The following is a 21,548-nucleotide window of genomic DNA, read 5'->3' as shown; positions in this document are numbered from 1 at the left end:
GAAACACGCCAGGATGTCCGGACTTATTACCCTGCTTGACTTCGCCGGCTACGTCGCCCTGCTCCTGTGGGGCGTGCACATGGTCCAAACAGGCGTGCAGCGCGCCTTCGGGGCCGCGCTGGGCGCGGCGTTGGGCAAGGCCCTGGGCACGCGCCTGCGGGCCTTCGCCGCCGGGCTGGGCATTACCGCCGCGCTGCAGAGCAGCACCGCCACCGGCCTGATGATCACCGGCTTTGCGGCCGGCGGCGTGGTCGGCCTGGCGCCGGCCCTGGCCGCCATGCTGGGCGCCAACGTCGGCACCACGCTCATCGTCCAGCTGCTGTCCTTCGACCTGACCTCGCTCGCCCCCATCCTGATCCTGGCGGGCGTCTGGATGTTCCGCCGCTATCCGCCGGGGCGCACGCGCGACCTGGGCCGCGTCTTCATCGGCCTGGGCCTCTTGCTGCTGTCGCTGCACCAGTTGGTCGAGCTGTTCCAGCCCTTCCAGACCGCGCCCATGCTGGGCATGATCCTGGACGCGCTGTCGACCCAGCCGGTGGCCACCGTGCTGCTGGCGGCCGCCTTCACCTGGGCGGCGCATTCCAGCGTGGCCGTGGTGGTGCTGGTCATGTCGCTGGCCAGCCACCACATGGTGGCCCCGCACGTCGCATTCGCGCTGGTGTTGGGCGCCAACCTGGGCACCGCCATCAACCCCATGATCGAAGGCGTGACCGGCGACGACCCGGCCGCCCGCCGCCTGCCGCTGGGCAACCTGCTGACGCGGGTGCTGGGCGTGCTGGCCGGCCTGATCCTGCTGCCCTACCTGCAGCCGATGATGAGCGAGCTGGCGTCCGACCCGGCCCGCGCCGTGGCCAACTTCCACACGCTGTTCAACGCCGTCATCGCCCTGGTGTTCCTGCCGCTGCTGACGCCCTATGCCGCCTTGCTGACCCGCTGGCTGCCCAAACGCGCGGATCCGAACGACCCGTCGCGTCCCCAGTACCTGGACGAATGGGCCCATGACGTGCCGGCCGTGGCGCTCGGCAACGCCGCGCGCGAAGCGCTGCGCATGGCCGACATGCTGCAAACCCTGCTGCTCTACGCCCGCGCCGGCTTCAAGCGCGACAACCGCCACCGCATGGTGCAGGCGCGCCAGCTGGACGCCGCGCTGGACAAGCTGGAGAACGCCATCACCACCTACCTGGCCACCCTGGACCAGGAAAACATGACGCGCGACGACATCCAGCGCCTGGACGACATCCTCGCCTTCACCAGCAATATCGGCCATGCCGGCGACATCGCCCATCACGGCCTGCTCAGCCACGTCGCCAAGCTGCGCAAGCAGGGCTGGATGTTTTCGCCCGAGCAGCGCGCCAGCCTGGACGACACGCTGGGCCAGCTCATCGCCAACCAGCGCACCGCCGCAGCCTTGTTCGTCAACGACGACCTGCGCCAGGCCCGCGCGCTGGCGGGCGAGAAGGCGCGCTTCCGCTCGATCGAAACCCATGCGGCGGATACCCACCTGCAGAAGATCAAGGCGGGCGAGGTCGACGCGGCCGAAGTGGGCGCGCTCTACCTGGATATCCTGCGCGACATGAAGGGCATCAATTCCCACTTGGTGGGCGCGGCCGCCTACCCCTTGCTGGCGCGCCACGGCGAGCTGCTGCCCAGCCGCCTGCGCGAGGCAGGGAACTGAGAAAAAGAAAAAAGCCGACCCGCGAGGTCGGCTTTTTCAAATCGCGGCAAGAGGCGCTTTCGTCCCCCCTGCTACGCTCCTACAAGTACCGCTTGAACCAATCCAGCATGCGCTTCCAGCCGTCCTGCGCCGCCTCGGCCTTGTAGCTGGCGCGGTAGTCCGCCAGGAAAGCGTGGTCGGCTTCCGGGTACACCACGAACTCAGAACGCCTGGCGTTGTCGTTGCCGGCGGCCAGCTTGGCCTTCATGGTTTCGACGTCGGCCAGCGGAATGCTGGCGTCCTTGCCGCCATACAGGCCCAACACCGGCGCGTGCAGCTCGTTGACCACGTCGAAGGCAACGCGCTTGATCAGCGGACCATGGCCCACGCTGAGCTTGCCGTACCAGGCCACGGCGGCCTTCACGTCGGGGTTGTGCGTGGCGTACATCCAGGTCAGGCGGCCGCCCCAGCAGAAGCCCGTCACTGCCACGCGCTTGGGGTCGCCGCCGTGCTCGGCCGCCCAGGCGACGCTGGCGTCCAGGTCGGCAAACACCTGTTCGTCCGGCACCTTGCTGACCAGCTCTGCGATCAGTTTCGGAATGTCGGTGTAGACCGAGGCGTCGCCCTGGCGCTGGTAGAGATTGGCGGCCACGGCCAGGTAGCCGGCCTTGGCGACCCGGCGGCACAGGTCCTTGATGTGCTCGTGCACGCCGAAGATTTCCTGCACCACCAGCACGATGGGCAGGTCGCGCTGGCCTTCGGGCGCGGCGTAATAGGCGGCGATCGTGCCGTCGGCCACGGGCAGCTTGAAATCCCCGTGGACCAGCCCCTGGGTGTCCGTGTGGATCACGGTGGGGGCGACATTGCCGGCTGCGGCGGAAAAACTCATGAAGAACTCCTGTGTAGGGATGATCAACCAAGCCGGATATCCCGCCAGCGCCTGCATGGCCTCGCGCCGATCCTAGTGCCGGTGGACATGCTCCACTTGCGGCGCGCCACGGCCTGCTTCGGCGTCGTGGTCATGCCCGTGGTGCATCACCGTGGTGACGCTGTAGATCAGCGCCACGCCCACGCCGACCAGCAGCAACTGCGGGACGGCATCGGCCAGGGATACCCGTTCGTGCATCTGCGGCATCAGATCGGCCACCGAGATGTAAAGGAAGCTGCTGGCCGCAACCACCAGGACATACGGCACCCATTCTTGCGCCTGCTGCAGCACGAAGTACCCTATTATGCCGCCCACGGCTGAACACAAGCTGGTGAAGAGAATCAGCGAGAACGCGCGGCGGCGCGCCAGGCCGGCGTTCAGCAGCACCACGAAGTCGCCCAGCTTGTGCGGCACTTCATGGACGATGATGGACGCCGCGGTCAGCACGCCCAGCAGCGGATCGGTCAGGAAAGCCGCGGCCACCAGCACGCCGTCGCACAGATTGTGCAGCGAGCTGCCGATCAGGATCAGCACCCCACCGCGGCCCGCCTCGTGACGGTCATGCCCCTTGTGGTGATGGTGGCCGTCGCCCTCGTGGTGATGGCTGTGCCGCAGCAAGGCAATCTTCTCCAGGACGAAGAAGCCGATCAGCGACGCCAGCATCAGGCCGAACAGCACATGGGCGTCGCCCACCCCGGTCTCGAACGCCTCGGGCAGCAGATGCAGCAGGGCCACCGACAGCAGCACCCCCACCGACAGGCTGACCATGTGGTGCAGATATTGCGCGAAGACCTTGTAGGCCAGCCAACTGGCGACCAGGACAGCGATGAGCCCGCCGGTAACGGTGGCGAGCAAAATCCAGAGCAGCAACATTTGGGGGACGTGTTTTAGGCGGGGAAGCGCAACATTATATTGTTTCAATACCGAAAACGGAAATGGGCCGCCCGCAGGCGGCCCAAGTGTCCCGGGGACAGGAGGGTCCCGGCCTTAGTGGGCCTGCTCCCAGTTCTTGCCCATGCCCACCTCGGCCACCAGCGGCACGCGCAGGGTCGCCACATTGCACATCAGGCGCGGTAATGCTTCCTTGACCAGTTCCAGTTCGGCGTCCGGCGCTTCCAGCACCAGTTCATCGTGCACCTGCATGATCATGCGCGTCTGCAGCTTTTCCGCTTCCAGCCAGTCCTGCACCGCGATCATGGCCATCTTGATCAGGTCGGCCGCCGTGCCCTGCATCGGCGCGTTGATGGCGGCGCGCTCGGCCCCCTGGCGGCGCGGGCCCGAAGCGCCGCGGATTTCCGGCAGTTGCAGGCGGCGTCCGAAGACGGTTTCCACATAGCCCTGTTCGCGCGCGCGGCGGCGGGTGTCGTCCATGTACATCGCCACGCCGGGATAGCGGGCGAAATAGCGGTCGATGTAGGCCTGCGCGGCATCGCGCGTGATGCCCAGGTTGGACGCCAGGCCGAACACCCCCATGCCGTAGATCAAGCCGAAGTTGATCGCCTTGGCGGCGCGGCGCTGCTCGGTGGAGACGTCCTCCAGCGACACGCCGAAAACTTCGGAGGCCGTGGCGCGGTGGATGTCCTCGCCCGCCTCGAAGGCGCGCTGCAGATTGGCGTCGTCCGACACGTGCGCCATGATGCGCAGCTCGATCTGGGAATAGTCGGCCGACAGCAGCATGCCCTGCTCGGCAATGAACGCCTCGCGCACGCGCCGGCCGGCTTCGGTGCGCACCGGGATGTTCTGCAGGTTGGGATCGGACGAAGCCAGGCGGCCGGTGATGACCGCAGCCTGCGAATAATGCGTGTGTACCCGTCCGGTGTTCGGGTTGATCATGCGCGGCAGCTTGTCCGTGTAGGTGGACTTCAGCTTGGACAGGCCGCGGTATTCCAGCAGCACTTGCGGCAGCGGGTAATCCTGCGCCAGCTTGCTCAGCACTTCTTCGTCGGTGGACGGCGCGCCGCTGGCGGTCTTGCGGACCACCGGCAGCTGCATGCGGCCGAACAGGATCTCGCCCAGCTGCTTGGGGGAATTCAGGTTGAAGGGCTGGCCGGCCAGTTCATAGGCCTTCTGCTCGAGCTGCAGCATTTCCTGGCCCAGCTTATGGCTCTGGCGCCCCAGTTCCGCGGCATCCACCTTGACGCCATTGCGTTCGACCGTGGTCAGCACCTCAGACACCTGCATTTCCAGCAGGTAGATGCGGTTAAGCCCTTCGTCGGCCGCCACCATGGGGCGCAGCACCTGATGCAGCTGCAAGGTGAAGTCCGAGTCCTCGGCGGCGTAGTGGCCGGCCTTGTCCACCGCCACTTCGTCAAAGCCGATCTGCTTGGCGCCCTTGCCGCAGAGGTCCTCGTAGGACACGCCGCTGCGGCCCAGGTAGCGCTGGGCCAGGTCGTTCAACCCGACGCCGCGATGCGATTCCAGCACATAGGCCTGCAGCATCGTGTCTTCGGTAATGCCGGCCAGCTTGATGCCTTCGTTGGCGAACACGTGCGCGTCGTACTTGGCGTGGTGCAGCAGCTTGGCGCGCGTAGCGTCCTCCAGCCAGGGCTTCAGGCGCGCCAGGACCTCGGCCTTGGGCAACTGCGGCGCGTTGTCCGGGCCGCGGTGCGCGACCGGGATGTAGCACGCCACGCCGGGCGACACCGTCAGCGACATGCCCACCATCCGCGCCTGCATTTCATCCAGCGAAGTGGTCTCGGTATCCACCGCGACCAGCGGCGCGTCCTTCAGCTTTTCCATCCAGGCGTCGAACGCGGCCCAGTCGGAGAGGATCTGATAGTCCAGCTCCACGGGCGCGGCAGGCGCCTCGTGCGCGACGCGGGCATCGCCCGCCGGTACGCGTTCAGCGTCGCCGGTCAGGTCGCGCAGCCAGGTGCGGAAACCGTAGCGCTCGTAGAGCTCGGTCAGCGTCGCCTCGTCGCGCGGGCGCGGCGTCAGGTCGTCCACCGCATCCACGTGGCCGGCCAGGTCGCAGTCGTACTTCACGGTCAGCAATTGGCGCGTCAGCGGGAAATTCGGAATGGCCTCGCGCAGATTGCTGCCGGCGACGCCCTTGATGTCTTCCGCGCCTTCAACCAGCTTGTCAATCGAGCCGAATTCCGTAAGCCATTTGACCGCCGTCTTGGGACCCACCTTGGTCACGCCAGGGACGTTGTCCACTGCGTCCCCCACCAGCATCAGGTAATCCACGATGCGGTCGGGCGGCACGCCGAACTTGTTGACCACGCCGGCCTCGTCCAGCACTTCCCCGGTCATGGTGTTGACCAGGGTGACGTGGCTGTTGACCAGCTGCGCCAGGTCCTTGTCGCCGGTGGACACGATGGTGTGCACGTCGTGCTCGGCGGCGCGCTTGGCCAGGGTGCCGATCACATCGTCGGCCTCGACCCCTTCAATGGCCAGCACCGGCCAGCCCAGCGCGCGCACCGCGCGGTGGATGGGCTCGATCTGCGCCGCCAGGTCTTCCGGCATGGGCGGGCGGTGCGATTTGTACTCCGGGTAGAGATCGTCCCGGAAGGTCTTGCCGCGGGCATCGAAAATACATGCGGCATACTCTGCCTTATGATCAGAGACAAGTTTGCGCAGCATATTCACCACGCCGTAAAGCGCCCCCGTGGGTTCGCCTTGCGCGTTGCGCAAATCAGGCATAGCGTGGAAAGCGCGGTACAAGTAACTTGAACCGTCGACCAGTAATAAGGTTTTTTTCATGGTTACAAAGGCAGATATGGCAATAGCTGCGGAAACACCCGCCAACAAACAAATTCCGCTGATTATGTCAGAGATACGGACGGCGGCAGACAAGCTCGCGAACATCGGGCCTGCTGTCAGCGTCTTCGGCAGTGCGCGAGTCAGCCGTAATTCCCCCCACTATGAAACCACCATCGCCATTTCAGCTGCTCTGGCGGATGCGGGTTTCGCGGTGATCGCCGGCGGCGGTCCCGGCATCATGGAGGCAGCCAACAAGGGCGCGTTCGAGGCAGGCGGCACCAGCATCGGGCTGAACATCAGCCTGCCCCACGAAGCGCACAACAACGAATACCAAACCATCAGCCTGTCATTCGAGTATTTTTTCTCGCGCAAGGCAACCTTCTTCATGCACAGCTTCGCCTATGTGGCGATGCCTGGCGGTTTCGGCACCCTGGATGAACTCTTCGAAGCGCTGACGCTCATCCAGACGGGCAAGGTCCCGCCCGCTCCCATCGTGCTGGTGGGCAGCGAGTACTGGTCCGGCCTGGTCGAATGGCTGGGCGGCCAGGTGCTGGCCAACGGCATGATAGGCGCGCACGACCTGGACCTCTTCATCATCGAAGACGATCCCGTCAAGGTGGTGCGCAAGGTGGTGGAATTCCACGCCAAGGTCAACTCGGACGCGCAATACGCGCCGTCCCTGCCGGCCTGAAATCGCATGTAGCTTGAGGCCCGCGCCGTCTCCAGGCCGCCCTAAGGCGGCGCTGCCCCCCGCGGGGGGCAGCAAGCGCGCGTAGCGCGCGCGGCGTGGGGGTCCTTCCTATTGACGCATGAACGAGGGCAGCACCTCGGCCGGAATCGGGCAGACGTAGGGTTGCCCCCGGCGCGTCTCCATCAGTTCTTCCTTGGCGCGCGCCAGCGCCTCGGGTTGCGTGTACAGATCGGCGGCGGTCGCCGCGATGATCTTGGCCGCGTGCACCATGCCCTTGTGCGCCATGGACAGCTTGCCCTGCGCCACCATCTGCCAGGAATGGAACGGCGTGCCGTAGGCATAGCAGGCGCCCCAGCATTGCGCCGTGGGCGTGACCCAGCTCACGTCGCCCACGTCGGTTGAGCCATAGGTGATCTCGGCCTTGCCGGGTTCGTACGGCGCCACGCCGGTGAACAGCGGCGTGGGATTGCGCAGCACCGCGCCCAGATTCTTGCCGGCGTTGTCGATGTCGTCCGCGGAAATCGAGTCCCACATGCGGCGCGCGGCCTGCTGTTCGCCCGCACTGTAATCCGGCCCCTGCAAAGACTGCATGTTGGCGTACATGATCTGGTTGAGCACGCCGTTGGGGATGTAGTTCGAGCAGGCCTTGTCGAACACGATTTCCAGTTCGCAGCCCGTCATCAGCGCCGCGCCGCGCGCCACGTTCTGCACCCGCTCGTACAGTTCGGAGGCCTGCGAATTGATCGGCGCGCGCACCAGGTACAGCACCTCGGCGCGGGCCTGCACCACGTTGGGCGAAATGCCGCCGCTATTGGTCACGGCGTAGTGCACGCGCGCATCCGGCACCATGTGTTCGCGCAGGTAGTTCACGCCCACGTTCATCAGTTCGACCGCGTCCAGCGCGCTGCGGCCCAGGTGCGGCGAGTTCGCCGCGTGCGCCGCGATGCCGCGGAAGCGGAAGTAAGCCTGGATGTTGGCCAGCGAGGACTGGTGGAAGATGCCAGTGTGCGATGCGGGGTGCCAGGTCAGCGCCGCGTCCAGGTCATCGAACAGGCCAGCGCGCGCCATGAAGGTCTTGCCCGAGCCTCCCTCTTCCGCCGGACAGCCATAGAAGCGGATGGTGCCGGGCAGGCCGTTGGCCTCCAGGAATTCCTTCACTGCCACCGCGGCGAAATGCGCGGCGGTGCCCAGCAGGTGGTGGCCGCAGCCGTGGCCATTGCCGTTCGGCGTTTCCGGCGAAGGCTGGCAGGCGTAGGCGCCGCTTTCCTGGCTCAGGCCCGACAGCGCGTCGTACTCGCCCAGGATGCCGATCACAGGCCCGCCGCTGCCCGCCTCCGCCACGAAGGCGGTGGGAATGCCGGCGGCGTCACGCGTGACGCGAAAGCCTGCTTCCTCCAGCATCGCGATGTGCAGCTCGGCGGACTTGTGTTCGTCGTAGCGCAGTTCGGCCAGGCTCCAGATGCGGTCGCTCAGTTCCGCGTAGCGCTCGCTGCGCGCGTCGATGAACGGCGCAAGTTTTTCGATGGCACCCATTGTCTCTCCTGTGGCTGTAATGGCGGGGAAATACCGGTCAGGTCACTCGTCGAGCTTGATGCCGGCAGTTTCAATGATTTTGCGATTGGCGGCCAGCGTCTGCGCGATGCGTTCGGCGAAGGCCTGCGGCGTGCCGGCATCGGCCTGCGCGCCCATGCCCGCCAGGCGCTGCACCAGCGCCGGGTCCGCCAGCGCGCGCACCGCCGCCTCATTGAGGCGCTGCACCACGGCATCCGGCGTGCCTGCGGGCACGACCAGCCCGAACCAGGTCTGGCCCAGCGCGTTCAGTTGCGGATAACCGAGTTCGGTCATGGTCGGCAGTTCCGGCATGTCGGGCATCCGGGCCGGCGCCGACACGGCGATGGCGCGCAGCTTGCCGGCCTTGACCAGCGATTGCGCGGAGGCGTACTGGTCCTGCTGCACCTGCACCTCGCCGCCCACCGCGGCGGTCAGCGCCGGCCCCATGCCGCGGTACGGCACGTGCAGCACGTCGACCTTCAGGTCGGCATTCATGGCCGCCAGGTTCAGATGGCCCAGCGAGCCCACGCCGGGCGAACCATAGGAATACTTGCCCGGATGGGCGCGCAGCTCGGCCAGGAATTGCGCGAAATCCTGCGCCGGAAACGCCGGATTCACCATCCATACGACCGGCACCGTCGCCACCGACGCCACCGGCTTCAATTGCGTCTGCGGGTCGACGCGCTTGGTGCCGTATAGCAAGGGATTGACGGCCATGGTGCTGACCGTGGCCATGCCCAGCGTGTAGCCGTCGGGCTCGGCCCGGGCTACCGCCTCGGTGCCGAGCAGGCCGCCCGCGCCAGCGCGGTTCTCCACCACCACGCTCTGGCCCAGTTCCTTGCGCAAGCCCTCGGCCACCGCGCGCGCCAGCGCATCCGTGGATCCGCCAGGCGCAAATGGCACGATCAGCCGCAGGGGCTGGGAAGGATAGGCGCCCTGGGCGGCGGCCAGGGACGAAACACTGAAAGTTACGGCGCAAACCAGCGCGTGCAGCAGACGGGACTTCATGGACCAGCCACTCCTGGGGAACGGAAGCAATGAACGGGATCGCTGCATTGTGTCCAGGGCATATCCTTATTTCAAATACATTAATGGGTAGATATATTCATATTTTGAATATCAATCTTGCCCGCGCCATGGACGTCGCCCCCGCCACCCTGCTGTCCCGCCTGCTCGCCAAGGGCCGCCTGCGCCATCTGCAATTGCTCGCCAGCATCGCCGACCTGGGCAGCATCCAGCAGGCGGCCAGCCATATCGGCCTGAGCCAGCCTGCGGCCACCCATGCGCTGGCCGACATCGAGGACCTGCTGGGCGTAAAGCTGTTCGAGCGCCACGCCCGCGGCATGCGCACCACGCGCAGCGGCCAGCTCATGGCGGAATGCGCCCGCAGCATGCTGACAACGCTGCGCGCTTCCACGGACTCGGTGGCGGCCCTGCGTCAGGGCGCCACCGGCTACCTGCGCCTGGGCGCCATTCCCGCGGCCAGCGGCGGGCTGCTGGCCGAACGCCTGCCCGCCTACCTGAAGGCGCGGCCGGGACTGCAAGTGGAGGTCGTCGAAGGCAGCCGCGAGCAGTTGCTGCCGCAGGCGGCTGGCGGCAGCCTGGACATGCTGCTGTGCCGGCGCCCGGAAGCGGTGCCCGCCGGCCTGGAATTCGTGCCGCTGCAAGACGACGCAGCGGTGATCGTGGCCGCCGCCGGCCACCCGCTGCTGGCGCCCGACGGCGCGCCCACGCTGGCGCAGGTGGCCTCGCAGCTATGGATCGAGCCCCGGCCGGAACTGGCCATCCACGCGGTGTTTAAGGCGTTTTTCGAACGCGCCGGCGTGGTGCCCCGGCTGTGCAGGCTAAGCAGCGCTGCCCCGCCGATGCCGCTGCTCATCGCCGTCATGCAGGCCCAGGAGGCCCTGGCGATGGTGCCGCAGACCCTGGGCAACTGGTACATGCAGCATGGGCACTTCCAGCGCGTGCCGATCGAATCGCCGGGCTCGTTCCAGCCCATAGGAGCAATCGCGCGCGACCAAGGGCCAGGCCGCGATTTCCTGGACTGGCTGGCGGCCAGCCGCCCCGACGGCTGATGCGGAGCCAGGCAGCCAGACCTGCGGCAACAGGCTGAACCGGCCCCTGGCGGCTCGGCCCATTCAGCCTATGTCACCGCCCGCCACATACATGATCTGCCCGGTGATATAGGACGCCTCGGGCGCGGCCATGAAGCAGATCGCCGCTGCCACCTCTTCGGCCTGGCCCAGGCGGTCCTGCGGCGTGTCGCGCAGGCAGGAGGCATACATCTCGCCCACCCAGGCGGTCTCCTGCGCGGAGGGCGTCTCATGATGGCGCGGGATGGCGCGCACGCCGTTGTCCAGCGCGCCCGGCGACACGCAATTGACGCGCACGCCGGACTTCGCCAGCTCCAGCGCCATGCAGACGGTGGCCGCGTGCACGCCACCCTTGGAGGCCGAGTAGGGCACGCGGTAGATGCCGCGCGTGGCGTTCGACCCCACGTTGACGATGGCGCCCGCGCCCTGCGCCCGCATCACCGGTATGACTTCGCGGCAGGACCAGAGCGTGGGCCACAGCGACCGGTTGACCTCGCGCTGCATCTGCTCGGGCGAATACTCCCAGAACGGCCGGGTCCAGATCGTGCCGCCCACGTTGTGCACCGACACGTCGATGCGGCCATTGATTGCCAGCGCGGCCCGCACCATGGACTGCGCGCCCGCATGGGTTTCCAGATCGGCCTGCGCAAAGCTGGCGCGTCCGCCCGCGGCCCGGATTTCCTCGGCCACGGCGGCGCCCTGCTCCTCGGCCCGGTCCACCACGACCACGTGCGCGCCTTCGGCCGCCAGGCGCCGGGCCGTTGCCCGGCCCACGCCCTGGGCCGCGCCGGTGACCAGGGCCACCTGGCCCTCGAAACGTAGATGTGTGTTCATGCTTGTGTCGTCCTTTGCCGTATCAATGCGCCGCGGACAGCGCGCCCTCGGGCCGCGCATGCTTGAGCTTGAGGCTCAATACCGCCAGCGCCGCGACCGCCAGGGGGATGGCCAGCGCGATGAAAAATCCCGAAGGCCCGCCCCAGGCCAGGAAGCTGCCGCCGATGGCCGAACCTGCGATAGCTCCCGCGCGCCCCATGCCGATGGCCCAGCCGGTGGCGGTGGCGCGCAAGGCGGTGGGGTAAGCGCCCACGACCAGGTAATTCAGCGCGATCTGCTGTCCGCCTATGCCGAAGCCGGCGGCGCCGACCAGGATGAAGACCAGCGTCCAGTTGTCGCCGGCTTGACTCAGGCCGACGGCCACCGCGATGCCCAGCGCGAACATGCCGCCCAGCAGCCGCCGGGTGTTGAGGCGCGGCAGCATGAAGGACAGCGGGATCGCGCAGATGATGAAGACGGCATTGACGATGACCGTCCCCATGGGCGCCTGCTCTGCCGGCAGGCCCGCAGCCTTGAGCACCGTGGGCAGCCACGACAGCAGCATGAACCACGCGACCCAGTTCAACAGGTACACCGCCCAGATCGCCACGGTCTTGGCGCCGTGGCCGTCCGCGAACAGCGCGCCCACGCCGGCCCGCGCGACGGATTCCTCCGGCACGGTGAACTGCGTGTCCGCTCCCAGCTTGCGGCTCGATATCGTCGAGAGAATCCGCGCGATGTAGCGCTGGCTTTCCGGATCGCGGCGCGTGGCCTTGAAGTACAGCGACTCGGGCAGCATCAGGGCGGCGATGGCCAGCAGCGCCAGCGGCGCCAGGCCGCCCACCACGAAGATTCCTTCCCAGCCGATGACGGGCAGCATGCGCGCCGCCAGCAGGCCGCCCAGCATGGCGCCCGCCGGCAGGCCCAGCAGCACGCCGGTCATGATGGCGCCGCGTAAGCGAGCCGGGCCGTACTCGGCGGCCAGCGCCAGCAGCACCGGCGTGCAGCCGCCCATGCCCAGGCCGGCGATGAAGCGCAGCACCAGGATGTGGCTGGTGTCGGTAGCCCAGGCCGTGGCCAGCGTGGACAGGCCAAACAGGGCCAGGCCCAGCATGATGGCGGGACGACGGCCGATGCGGTCGCCGATCAGGCCCAGGGTCATCGCGCCCACCGTCATGCCGACGATGCCGGCGGTCAGGATGGGCGCCAGCGCGCCTGCCTTCAGATCGAAGGCGGCCAGGATCGCGGGCCCGGTGAAGGCGATCGCCTGGGTGTCGAAGCCGTCGAACAGCGCGATCAGAAAGCACAGGATCAGCACGCGCCATTGAAAGGCGCCCAGGCGTTCCTGGTCGATCAGCGTGGGGATCGACCAGCTATTGGTAGCGGTCATGATGTTTGTCTCCATGGCGCGGCCGAACCCGGCCTCGCGCCTGCGGGATTGTTCTGTGTGATATCGGGGACGGCGGCGCCGCGGCGGGCGCCGCCGGGGGGACGCTTAAGCGGTGGCGCGGTCCATGCGGGCTTGCGGGCGGGCCTCGTCGGCGTCCAGCGCCGGCTGCAGCACAAAGTCGAAACAGACGCGCGTGAACGGCGCGTTCACGCCCAGGCTCTCATAGCCCACGGGCGGCGTGCCCGGCTGCAGTTCGACCACCAGGCCGTCGCGCGTGGCGAAGGCGAAATCGTCGTCCAGGAAGGTGTCGCCCGGGATGTTGACCTGCGTGGTCAAGGTGCGCTGGCCTTCGGCGGCCACCAGGAAGTGGATATGGGCCGGCCGGTTGCCATGGCGGCCCAATGCCTCGAACAGTTCGGACGTGGGGCTGTCCGGCGGAATCGCGTAGCCCGGCGGAATGAAGCTGCGGAAGCGGTAGCGGCCCTGCGCGTCGGTCTTGATCTTGCGGCGCAGGTGGTAGTCCGCCTGGTCCGGATCGAAATGCGAATAGCGCCCCAGCTCGTTGGCGTGCCAGACGTCGACGAGCGCGCCGGCGACAGGCTGGCCGTCCACGTCGCGCACCTGCCCTTCCATCACCAGTACGGTCCCCGGCACGGGATCTTCGTCCAATCGCGCTTCGCTGTCGGACAGCGGGGCGCCCGCAATGTAGAGCGGTCCCTCGATGGCGCGCGGCGTGCCGGCGGCGCGGCCGGCGGCCTCGTCGGCCTCTTCCTCGCGGATGTCGATCAGGCGGTCAAAGCCCAGGCCCGCGGTGATCAATCCCATCTGGCCGCTGGCGCCCAGGCGCGCGAGCCAATCCACGCCCGCCCAGAACTCGTCGGGCTTGATGTCGAGATCGTCGATCGCGCGGAACAGGTCCGACACGATGCGCTGCGAAATCTGCCGGACCCGGTCGTTGCCGGGATTGACCTGGGAACTGTTGACCAGGTCCAGTAGTTGTTGCTGGGTAAATTCAGCCATGATGCGTCTCCTGCTTTTTGGAATGATCGGGAAAATGGTGGGTCAGGTCGCGGCAGCCTCGCCACCGCGGCCGAAGTCGACCGTGACGGGCGTCAGGCCTGCCCTGGCGCGGTCGAAACGATCCAGCCGCTTCTCATCCACGACAACGCCGAAGCCGGGGCCGTCGGGCAATTGCAATGCAAAGTCGCGCACGGCCATGGGCTGCTCGACGATGTCGTCGACCAGCAGCTGCGGGCCGAACAGTTCGCAACCGTGATGCTGGTCAGACAGCGTGGCAAACACGTGCGCGGACGCCGCGCTGCCCAGCGAGGTCTCCAGCATGGTGCCGCCGTACCAGCCTATGCCGGCGGCTTGCGCCACGGCCGCGACTTCGCGCGTGCGCAGCAGGCCGCCGTGCTTGGCGACCTTCAGGGAAAACACATGGCATGCGCGCTGCGAGGCCAGCATGTAGGCGTCCTGCGCGGAGCACACGGTCTCATCCGCCATGACCAGCGCGGCCGAGCCCAGCGACTGCGTCGCCTCGCGCAAAGCCTGCACGTCCCACTTCGCCACGGGCTGTTCGATCAAGGTCACGCCGGCCTGCACCAATTGCGGCAGATAGCGACGCGCGGTGTTGCCGTCCCAGGCCTGGTTGACGTCCACCGTCATCTCGGCGCGGCCGTCCAGGCCGCGCGCGATGCGCGCCACGTGGGCCACGTCGTCGGCCGGACTGCGCGCGCCGATCTTGAGCTTGAAGAGGCGGTGGCGGCGCGCCTGCATCATCTGCTCGGCCTCTTCCAGGTCGCGCTGCGAATCGCCGCTGGCGAGCGTCCAGGCCAGCGGCAGGCGTTCGATGCGCTTGCCTCCCAGCAATTGCCAGGCCGGCACGCCCAGGCTGCGCGCCACCGCGTCGATCAGCGCCATCTCAACGGCGCTCTTGGCAAAGGCATTGCCCTTGCAGACGGCATCGAGACGGTTGATGTGTTCGGCGAACCGGCGCGCATCCGCCCCGGCCACTGCCGGAGCGAGGTAGTTCTGGATCGCATGCAGAATGGTTTCGGGCGACTCCTCGTTCCACGACGGCCCGCCTATCGTCGCCGCCTCGCCAAAACCGCAGGCGCCGTTGGCCAGCCAGAGCTGCACGATGACCGGGCTTTGCCGGTTGATGGCGCCGAACGAAAACTTGTGCGGCCGGATCGTCGGGATGTCGACGATCCTCGCGTGGATGCGCTCGATGCGCCAGGAGGCGTCGTCCGGCGTGATCGGAGCCTGGGTCGAAACGGAAGTCATAAAGCCTGAAGCCCTGCGTGAGTGATACAGGCAAGATTAGGGCCCGGCCGGTTTTTCATCCAATGATTTATATTGCACTTATTATTCGATACCATCGAATAATAAATCGCCCATCATTGACCGTCTGTTCCGGCTTTGCACCAGGAGTCCCGCCGATGGAATTGCGCCAGCTACGCTACTTTCTCAGCGTCGCAGAAACCGAGCACCTGACCCGCTCGGCGGACGCCCTGCACGTCACCCAATCCACCCTGTCGCACGGCCTGCGACAGTTGGAGGAAGAGCTGGGCATGCCCCTGTTCGACCGTATTGGCAGGGGGTTGCGCCTGTCGCAAGCGGGCCGGGTGCTGCGCGACCATGCCAGCCGGGCCTTGCAGGAAGTCGAAGCCGGGAAAATGGCCCTGGCGGATCTGGCCGGCCTGCAGGCTGGATCCCTCACCATAGGCGTCATCCCCACCTTCCTGACCCATTTCGTGCCGGACGCGGTGGCCGGATTCAGCCTGGCCTTTCCCAAGGTCCAGATCCAGGTGCGCGACCTGCGCGCCGGCCCCATCGAGGACCTGCTGGTCAGCGGCCAGCTGGACCTGGGCATTTCCTTCCACCCGGCGCTGCGCGAGGAAATCGAGGCGCAACCCTTGTTCGATGAGCGCCTGCGGGTGGTGGTCGGCAAGAACCACCCGCTGGCCTCGCGGCGCAGCTTGCGCATGCGCGACCTTGGGGGCGTGCCGCTGGCGCTGCTGCCGCGCAGCTTCGCCACGCGCCGCATGATAGACGCGGCCTGCGCCCAGGCCGGGCTGGCTCCCGAGGTGCGGGTGGAAATGGAATCGGTGGATGCGCTGATCCACCTGTGCCGGCAAGGCGAACTGGCGACCATCGCCGCCGAGCATGCGGCCGGCGCGGCGGGATCCGAATTGAAGAGCATCGCGCTCACCGATCCGACCACCATCCGCCGCGCGGCCATCCTGTGGCGCAAGGAAGCATCGCGCAGCCGCGCGGCGCAGGAGTTCGCCGCCCGGCTGCTGGACGCGGTGCAGCGCCTGCCAGGCGCGGTGGCAGCCGGCCGCCGCTGACAGGCGGGCGGCTACTGCGGCACGCAGCAAAAAAAAACGCAGCCCGAGGGCTGCGTTCTTTCTGGACCGATGCGAAGCCGCGCTTCGCGCTAGCCCTTAGACGGCTGATTCGCGCGCGGCGCGCTTGCGCTCGTTTTCCAGCAGGAAGCGCTTGCGCAGACGGATCGACTTCGGCGTGATTTCCACGAGTTCGTCGTCGTCGATGAATTCCACGGCGTATTCCAGCGACATCTGGATCGGCGGAACCAGGCGCACGGCTTCGTCGGTGCCCGAAGCGCGCACGTTGGTCAGCTGCTTACCCTTGATGGGGTTCACGACCAGGTCGTTGTCACGGCTGTGAATGCCGATGATCATGCCTTCATACAGCGCATCACCCGGGCTCACGAACATGCGGCCGCGATCCTGCAGCTTCCACAGCGCGTAGGCCACGGCGTCGCCTTGGTCCTGGCTGATCAGCACGCCGTTGCGGCGCTCGCCGATCGAGCCTTCCTTGATGGGCGCGTATTCGTGGAAGATGTGGCTCATCAGGCCGGTGCCGCGCGTCAGCGTCAGGAACTCGTTCTGGAAGCCGATCAGGCCACGGGCCGGGATCAGGTATTCCAGGCGGGTGCGGCCGCGGCCGTCCGGCTGCATGTCCTGCAGGTCGCCCTTGCGGCGGCCCAGTTCTTCCATCACGCCGCCCTGATGGGCGTCTTCGACGTCGACGGTCAGCGATTCAAAGGGTTCGCACTTAACGCCGTCGATGTCCTTGAACACCACGCGCGGACGCGACACGGCCAGCTCGTAGCCTTCGCGGCGCATCGTTTCCAGCAGGATGGTCAGGTGCAGTTCACCACGGCCCGACACTTCGAACACTGTGTCGTCGCCCGTGTCGCGCACGCGCAGCGCCACGTTGGACTTCAGCTCGCGGTCCAGGCGGTCGCGCAGCTGGCGGCTGGTCACGAACTTGCCTTCGCGGCCGGCCAGCGGCGAGGTGTTGACCATGAAGTTCATGGTCAGGGTGGGTTCGTCGATGCGCAGCATCGGCAGCGCGTCTTGCGTGGCGGTGTCGGTCACCGTGCAACCAATGCCCAGTTCTTCGATGCCGTTGATCAGCACGATGTCGCCGGCTTCGGCTTCGTCCACGACGATGCGCTCCAGGCCGTGGAACTTCAGCACCTGGTTGATGCGGCCGCGGCCGCCCTGGCCTTCGGGGCCGAACTTGTAGGCCACTTCCATGCCGGGACGCATGCGGCCGCGGTTGATGCGGCCCACGCCGATCTTGCCGACGTAGCTGTTGTAGTCCAGCGAGATGATCTGCATTTGCAGCGGACCATTGGGATCGTCTTCACGCTGCGGCACGTGTTCGAGGATGGCTTCGAACAGCGGACGCATATTGCCTTCGCGCACGTCGGCGGTCAGGCCGGCGTAGCCCGACAGGCCCGAGGCGTAGATCACCGGGAAGTCCAGCTGCTCGTCGGTGGCGCCCAGCTTGTCGAACAGGTCGAACGTGGCGTTGATGACGAAATCGGTGCGGGCGCCCGGACGGTCGACCTTGTTGACCACGACGATGGGCTTCAGGCCCAGGGCCAGCGCCTTGCGGGTCACGAAGATGGTCTGGGGCATGGGGCCTTCAACCGCGTCCACCAGCAGCAGCACGCCGTCGACCATGGACAGCACGCGCTCGACTTCGCCGCCGAAGTCCGCGTGTCCCGGGGTGTCGATGATGTTGATGTGCGTGCCTTCGTATTCGACGGCACAGTTCTTGGCCAGAATCGTAATGCCGCGTTCTTTTTCCAGGTCGTTCGAGTCCATGACCCGTTCGGTCAGCGCCTGGTTTTCGCGGAAGGTGCCGGATTGGCGCAGCAGCTGGTCGACCAGGGTGGTTTTACCGTGGTCCACGTGGGCGATGATGGCGACGTTGCGCAAGGCGCGAGTCATAGCGAGTCCTTTAAGGTCAGGGTGGAGGGCAGCAAGCCCTCCGGCAATTCGTTCAGTGCAAGCAATGCCTGCTTGGGATCTGGCATGGCCTGCAAGGCTTCCAGCGCAACGGCGCGTTCCAGGGAAAAAGGCCCGACGTGCGTGCGCCGCAGCGCCGTCAGGTGGGCGTAACAGCCCAGCACGCGCCCGATGTCCTGGGCCAGTGTCCGGATGTATGTGCCTTTACTGCATGCCACATCGATCTCTGCCTCGGTCCCGTTCAGGGACAGCAGTTCGATGCGGTGTATCGTGATCTGGCGCGGCGGCCGTTCCAGCTCGATGCCGGCGCGCGCGTACTCGTACAACGGCTTGCCATCGCGCTTGAGCGCGGAATACATGGGCGGAATCTGCTCGATCGTGCCCGAGAATCGTGACAGCGCCTCGCGCAGCGACTGCTCATCCACCGTAAACCCGGGCTCGGCGGTGGACACCACATTGCCGGTCAGGTCGCCCGAGTCGGTTTCGGAGCCAAATTGCAGCGTAGCGCGATATGCCTTGTCGGCGTTGAGCATCGCGCCGGAAATCTTGGTTGCGCGGCCCATGCAGCACACCAGCAAGCCGGTGGCGAAGGGATCCAGCGTGCCCGTGTGACCGGCTTTCGCCGCGTCCATGGCACGTTTGGCGCGTTGCAGGGCGTGGTTGCTCGACAAACCTACGGGTTTGTCGAGCAACAGCACACCGTCGAGCGTAAGCCCGCGTCGTTTAGCCATCGTCGGAATCCGGTTTAAAGCAGTGACGACAGCCCGATCAGGACTGGTCTTCAGGTTCGTCGGGCACGCCCGAGTGCGGGCCGGGCCGGTTTGCGCGGTCGATCAGAATCGACATCTCGATGCCACGGGCGATCTGCTCGTCGTGGAAGAAGCGCAAAGTGGGGACAGTGTGGATGTGCAGCAGCTTGTACAGCTGGGAATGCAGCCAACCGGCTTTCTCGTTCAGCAAGGCGGTCGCGGCTTCGGGCTCGGCGCCCAGAACCGTGAAATACACCTTTGCGTGCGCGTAGTCGGTCGACAGTTCCACACCGGAGAGCGTGATCAGTCCAGCGCGGGTCGTGTCGATCTCGCGCTGGATGATCCCGGCCAGATCCTTCTGGATCTGGTCGGCCAGCCGCAGATTGCGGCCGGGGATGGCTTTGGACTTGTGACGGCTCATTAGAAAAAATGCCTCGCGGACGCCTTACAGCGTACGCGCGATTTCCTTGATTTCAAAGACTTCCAGCTGGTCACCCACCTGGATGTCGTTGTTGCCGCGCAGCGTAAGACCGCAGTCGAAGCCAGACTTGACTTCCTTGACGTCGTCCTTGAAGCGGCGCAGCGAATCGAGCTGGCCGGTCCAGTGGACCACGTTGTTGCGCAGCAGGCGGACTTGCGAATCGCGACGCACCAGACCGTCCAGCACCATGCAACCGGCGATATTGCCGATGCGGGAGATGCTGTAGACCTCGCGGATCTCGACCAAGCCGATGACTTCTTCCTTCTTCTCGGGCGCCAACATGCCCGACATGGCTGCCTTCACCTCATCCACGGCGTCGTAGATGATGTTGTAGTAGCGCACGTCGATGCCGTTGTTCTCGGCCAGCTTCTTGGCGCTGGCTTCGGCGCGGACGTTGAAGCCGATGACGACGGCGTTCGAGGCGATGGCCAGGTTGATGTCGCTTTCCGAGATGCCGCCGACGGCAGCGTGCACGACCTGCACGCGCACTTCGTCGGTCGACAGCTTGGTCAGGGACTGCACCAGCGCTTCCTGCGAACCCTGGACGTCGGTCTTCACGATCAGGGCCAGGGTCTGCGTGCCCTCGCCCAGGTTGTCAAACATGGATTCGAGCTTGGCGGCCTGCTGGCGGGCCAGCTTGACGTCGCGGAACTTGCCCTGGCGGAACAGCGCGATTTCGCGCGCCTTGCGCTCATCGGACAGCACCATCAGCTCGTCGCCGGCAGCCGGCACTTCGGTCAGGCCCTGGATTTCCACGGGGATGGACGGACCGGCTTCCTGGATCGGCTTGCCGTTTTCGTCCAGCATGGCGCGCACGCGGCCGAAGCTTGCACCGGCCAGCACCACGTCGCCGCGCTTGAGCGTGCCGCTCTGCACCAGGATCGTCGCGACCGGGCCGCGGCCCTTGTCGAGACGGGCTTCGATCACCAGACCCTTGGCGGGCGCGTCGACCGGCGCCTTCAGTTCCAGCACTTCGGCCTGCAGCAGCAGGTTTTCGAGCAGATCGTCGATGCCTTCGCCGGTCTTGGCCGACACGGACACGAACGGCACGTCGCCGCCGTATTCTTCCGGCACCACTTCCTCGGCAACCAGTTCCTGCTTGACGCGGTCGGGGTTGGCTGAGGGCTTGTCGATCTTGGTCATGGCCACGACCATGGGAACGCCTGCGGCCTTCGCGTGGTGGATGGCTTCGCGGGTCTGCGGCATCACGCCGTCGTCGGCCGCGCAGACCAGGATGACGATGTCGGTGGCCTTGGCGCCGCGGGCACGCATGGCGGTGAACGCCTCGTGGCCCGGGGTATCAAGGAAGGTCACCATGCCGCGTTCGGTCTGAACGTGGTAGGCGCCGATGTGCTGCGTAATGCCGCCGGCTTCGCCCGCGGCGACCTTGGCGCGGCGGATGTAATCCAGCAGCGAGGTCTTGCCGTGGTCGACGTGGCCCATGACGGTCACGACCGGAGCGCGCGACATCTGTTCGGCTTCCGACACGGTGGCGGTTTCGTCCAGGAAGGCTTCCGGATCGTCCAGCTTGGCGGCGATCGCCACGTGGCCCAGTTCCTCGACCACGATCATGGCCGTTTCCTGGTCCAGCACCTGGTTGATGGTGACCATCTGGCCCAGCTTCATCAGTTGCTTGATGACTTCGGCGGCCTTGACGGACATCTTGTGGGCCAGGTCGGCCACGCTGATGGTTTCCGGCACGTGGACTTCACGCGCGATGAATTCCTGCGGCGCCGGCTCGTTGCGGCGATCGTTCTGCTGGTTGCGGCCGCCTCGGCCGCCCTTGCCGCCGCCCTTGCCGCCCGCGCGCCAGCCGTCGCGGCTGGCCGGGGCTGCCGGCTTGTCCGCGGGCTTCTTGCGCGAGGCGTCATCGGACCAGGTCGACGCGACTTCAGCGGTCTTGATGGTCTTCTTCGCGCCGGGAGCGGCGGGCTTGGCGTCCTTCTTGGCGCCAGGAGCGGCGCCCGGCTTGCCGGCCGGCTTGTGCAGCGTGCCCGAGATCGGCGCCGCGGCGGCGGGCGCTTCCGGTTCGGGAGCGCGCAGCACCTTGCGCGGACGATTCAGCATCTCGCGCAGCGCGGCGGCTTCGGCCTCGGCCTTGCGGCGGGCCCCCCCGCCGGCCGCCCGGGCGGGGGGAGCGGGCCGCGGGGGGGGGGGCGGGGGGGGGGGCGCGGGGCGGGGCCCCCCCCTCGCCTCTTA

The 21,548-nt window shown here is 66.8% G+C and carries 16 protein-coding genes and 1 pseudogene; 4 read left to right on the top strand and 13 right to left on the bottom strand.

Annotation, left to right across the window (positions count from 1 at the left end):
* The first annotated feature begins 13 nt into the window (after positions 1-13).
* Positions 14-1,675: a Na/Pi cotransporter family protein gene (locus AC6LKD_RS13925; protein ID WP_013392478.1), complete on the top strand. Its 1,662-nt coding sequence runs from the start codon at positions 14-16 to the stop codon at positions 1,673-1,675.
* Positions 1,676-1,754: 79 nt separating this feature from the next.
* On the opposite strand, the gene AC6LKD_RS13920 is transcribed toward AC6LKD_RS13925, so the two are convergent.
* From AC6LKD_RS13920 to polA, 3 genes are all read right to left on the bottom strand, one after another.
* Complete coding sequence (locus AC6LKD_RS13920) at positions 1,755-2,543, bottom strand: dienelactone hydrolase family protein (RefSeq protein ID WP_498116553.1); 789 nt, start codon at positions 2,541-2,543, stop codon at positions 1,755-1,757.
* Positions 2,544-2,615: 72 nt separating this feature from the next.
* On the bottom strand, positions 2,616-3,455 hold the full coding sequence (locus tag AC6LKD_RS13915; RefSeq protein ID WP_013392476.1) for a ZIP family metal transporter: 840 nt from the start codon (positions 3,453-3,455) through the stop codon (positions 2,616-2,618).
* A gap of 114 nt (positions 3,456-3,569) precedes the next feature.
* Positions 3,570-6,287 carry a DNA polymerase I gene (gene polA / locus AC6LKD_RS13910; RefSeq protein ID WP_498116552.1) on the bottom strand — a complete coding sequence of 906 codons (2,718 nt, stop codon included), beginning with the start codon at positions 6,285-6,287 and terminating at the stop codon, positions 3,570-3,572.
* Here polA and AC6LKD_RS13905 point away from each other — a divergent pair.
* Complete coding sequence (locus tag AC6LKD_RS13905) at positions 6,286-6,978, top strand: LOG family protein (RefSeq protein ID WP_013392474.1); 693 nt, start codon at positions 6,286-6,288, stop codon at positions 6,976-6,978. The genes polA and AC6LKD_RS13905 overlap by 2 nt on opposite strands.
* 108 nt (positions 6,979-7,086) lie before the next feature.
* On the opposite strand, the gene AC6LKD_RS13900 is transcribed toward AC6LKD_RS13905, so the two are convergent.
* Together AC6LKD_RS13900 and AC6LKD_RS13895 are read right to left on the bottom strand one after the other, a co-directional pair.
* Entirely contained in the window at positions 7,087-8,511 is a 1,425-nt protein-coding gene (locus AC6LKD_RS13900; protein ID WP_498116551.1) for a M20 family metallopeptidase, read from the bottom strand.
* Positions 8,512-8,553: 42 nt separating this feature from the next.
* Complete coding sequence (locus tag AC6LKD_RS13895) at positions 8,554-9,537, bottom strand: Bug family tripartite tricarboxylate transporter substrate binding protein (RefSeq protein WP_013392472.1); 984 nt, start codon at positions 9,535-9,537, stop codon at positions 8,554-8,556.
* Positions 9,538-9,641: 104 nt separating this feature from the next.
* Here AC6LKD_RS13895 and AC6LKD_RS13890 point away from each other — a divergent pair, with 104 nt between their 5' ends.
* Complete coding sequence (locus tag AC6LKD_RS13890; RefSeq protein WP_237709986.1) at positions 9,642-10,604, top strand: LysR family transcriptional regulator; 963 nt, start codon at positions 9,642-9,644, stop codon at positions 10,602-10,604.
* Positions 10,605-10,667: 63 nt separating this feature from the next.
* Here AC6LKD_RS13890 and AC6LKD_RS13885 read toward each other — a convergent pair whose 3' ends face one another.
* The 4 genes from AC6LKD_RS13885 to AC6LKD_RS13870 form a co-directional block, all read right to left on the bottom strand.
* Complete coding sequence (locus tag AC6LKD_RS13885; protein WP_013392470.1) at positions 10,668-11,456, bottom strand: 1,6-dihydroxycyclohexa-2,4-diene-1-carboxylate dehydrogenase; 789 nt, start codon at positions 11,454-11,456, stop codon at positions 10,668-10,670.
* A 22-nt stretch (positions 11,457-11,478) separates the two neighbouring features.
* On the bottom strand, positions 11,479-12,825 hold the full coding sequence (locus AC6LKD_RS13880) for an MFS transporter (protein WP_049797780.1): 1,347 nt from the start codon (positions 12,823-12,825) through the stop codon (positions 11,479-11,481).
* A gap of 105 nt (positions 12,826-12,930) precedes the next feature.
* Positions 12,931-13,845 (bottom strand): dioxygenase family protein, encoded by a 915-nt coding sequence (locus AC6LKD_RS13875; RefSeq protein ID WP_498116550.1) that lies wholly within the window; start codon positions 13,843-13,845, stop codon positions 12,931-12,933.
* 42 nt (positions 13,846-13,887) lie between these two features.
* A complete protein-coding gene (locus AC6LKD_RS13870; RefSeq protein WP_498116549.1) occupies positions 13,888-15,114 on the bottom strand; it encodes a muconate cycloisomerase family protein in 1,227 nt (408 codons plus the stop codon).
* A gap of 155 nt (positions 15,115-15,269) precedes the next feature.
* Between AC6LKD_RS13870 and cynR the strand changes: the two genes are divergently transcribed.
* Positions 15,270-16,181 carry a transcriptional regulator CynR gene (cynR, locus tag AC6LKD_RS13865; RefSeq protein ID WP_498116548.1) on the top strand — a complete coding sequence of 304 codons (912 nt, stop codon included), beginning with the start codon at positions 15,270-15,272 and terminating at the stop codon, positions 16,179-16,181.
* A gap of 96 nt (positions 16,182-16,277) precedes the next feature.
* On the opposite strand, the gene typA is transcribed toward cynR, so the two are convergent.
* From typA to infB, 4 genes and pseudogenes are all read right to left on the bottom strand, one after another.
* On the bottom strand, positions 16,278-18,101 hold the full coding sequence (gene typA, locus AC6LKD_RS13860; RefSeq protein ID WP_013392465.1) for a translational GTPase TypA: 1,824 nt from the start codon (positions 18,099-18,101) through the stop codon (positions 16,278-16,280).
* The gene (truB, locus tag AC6LKD_RS13855) at positions 18,098-18,850 is read right to left on the bottom strand and encodes a tRNA pseudouridine(55) synthase TruB (RefSeq protein ID WP_498116547.1); all 753 of its coding nucleotides are present in this window, start codon (positions 18,848-18,850) and stop codon (positions 18,098-18,100) included. The genes typA and truB overlap by 4 nt, the downstream gene beginning before the upstream one ends.
* A gap of 37 nt (positions 18,851-18,887) precedes the next feature.
* Positions 18,888-19,289: a 30S ribosome-binding factor RbfA gene (rbfA, locus tag AC6LKD_RS13850; protein WP_006388333.1), complete on the bottom strand. Its 402-nt coding sequence runs from the start codon at positions 19,287-19,289 to the stop codon at positions 18,888-18,890.
* 24 nt (positions 19,290-19,313) lie between these two features.
* A pseudogene (gene infB, locus AC6LKD_RS13845) lies at positions 19,314-21,491 on the bottom strand (translation initiation factor IF-2); the annotation flags it as partial.
* Positions 21,492-21,548 lie beyond the last annotated feature (57 nt).

Source organism: Achromobacter sp. D7-1 (genome assembly GCF_059760445.1).
The sequence above is the reverse complement of the archived record's forward strand: the minus strand, read 5'-3'. Positions and strand labels throughout refer to the sequence as shown.

What these genes read in the sequence shown, in the direction of transcription:
- AC6LKD_RS13925 (WP_013392478.1), top strand. Translation starts at nt 14, where the DNA reads ATGTCCGGACTTATTACCCTGCTTGACTTCGCCGGCTACGTCGCCCTG.
- AC6LKD_RS13920 (WP_498116553.1), bottom strand. Translation starts at nt 2,543, where the DNA reads ATGAGTTTTTCCGCCGCAGCCGGCAATGTCGCCCCCACCGTGATCCAC.
- AC6LKD_RS13915 (WP_013392476.1), bottom strand. Translation starts at nt 3,455, where the DNA reads ATGTTGCTGCTCTGGATTTTGCTCGCCACCGTTACCGGCGGGCTCATC.
- AC6LKD_RS13905 (WP_013392474.1), top strand. Translation starts at nt 6,286, where the DNA reads ATGGTTACAAAGGCAGATATGGCAATAGCTGCGGAAACACCCGCCAAC.
- polA (WP_498116552.1), bottom strand. Translation starts at nt 6,287, where the DNA reads ATGAAAAAAACCTTATTACTGGTCGACGGTTCAAGTTACTTGTACCGC.
- AC6LKD_RS13900 (WP_498116551.1), bottom strand. Translation starts at nt 8,511, where the DNA reads ATGGGTGCCATCGAAAAACTTGCGCCGTTCATCGACGCGCGCAGCGAG.
- AC6LKD_RS13895 (WP_013392472.1), bottom strand. Translation starts at nt 9,537, where the DNA reads ATGAAGTCCCGTCTGCTGCACGCGCTGGTTTGCGCCGTAACTTTCAGT.
- AC6LKD_RS13885 (WP_013392470.1), bottom strand. Translation starts at nt 11,456, where the DNA reads ATGAACACACATCTACGTTTCGAGGGCCAGGTGGCCCTGGTCACCGGC.
- AC6LKD_RS13880 (WP_049797780.1), bottom strand. Translation starts at nt 12,825, where the DNA reads ATGACCGCTACCAATAGCTGGTCGATCCCCACGCTGATCGACCAGGAA.
- AC6LKD_RS13875 (WP_498116550.1), bottom strand. Translation starts at nt 13,845, where the DNA reads ATGGCTGAATTTACCCAGCAACAACTACTGGACCTGGTCAACAGTTCC.
- AC6LKD_RS13870 (WP_498116549.1), bottom strand. Translation starts at nt 15,114, where the DNA reads ATGACTTCCGTTTCGACCCAGGCTCCGATCACGCCGGACGACGCCTCC.
- cynR (WP_498116548.1), top strand. Translation starts at nt 15,270, where the DNA reads ATGGAATTGCGCCAGCTACGCTACTTTCTCAGCGTCGCAGAAACCGAG.
- typA (WP_013392465.1), bottom strand. Translation starts at nt 18,101, where the DNA reads ATGACTCGCGCCTTGCGCAACGTCGCCATCATCGCCCACGTGGACCAC.
- truB (WP_498116547.1), bottom strand. Translation starts at nt 18,850, where the DNA reads ATGGCTAAACGACGCGGGCTTACGCTCGACGGTGTGCTGTTGCTCGAC.
- rbfA (WP_006388333.1), bottom strand. Translation starts at nt 19,289, where the DNA reads ATGAGCCGTCACAAGTCCAAAGCCATCCCCGGCCGCAATCTGCGGCTG.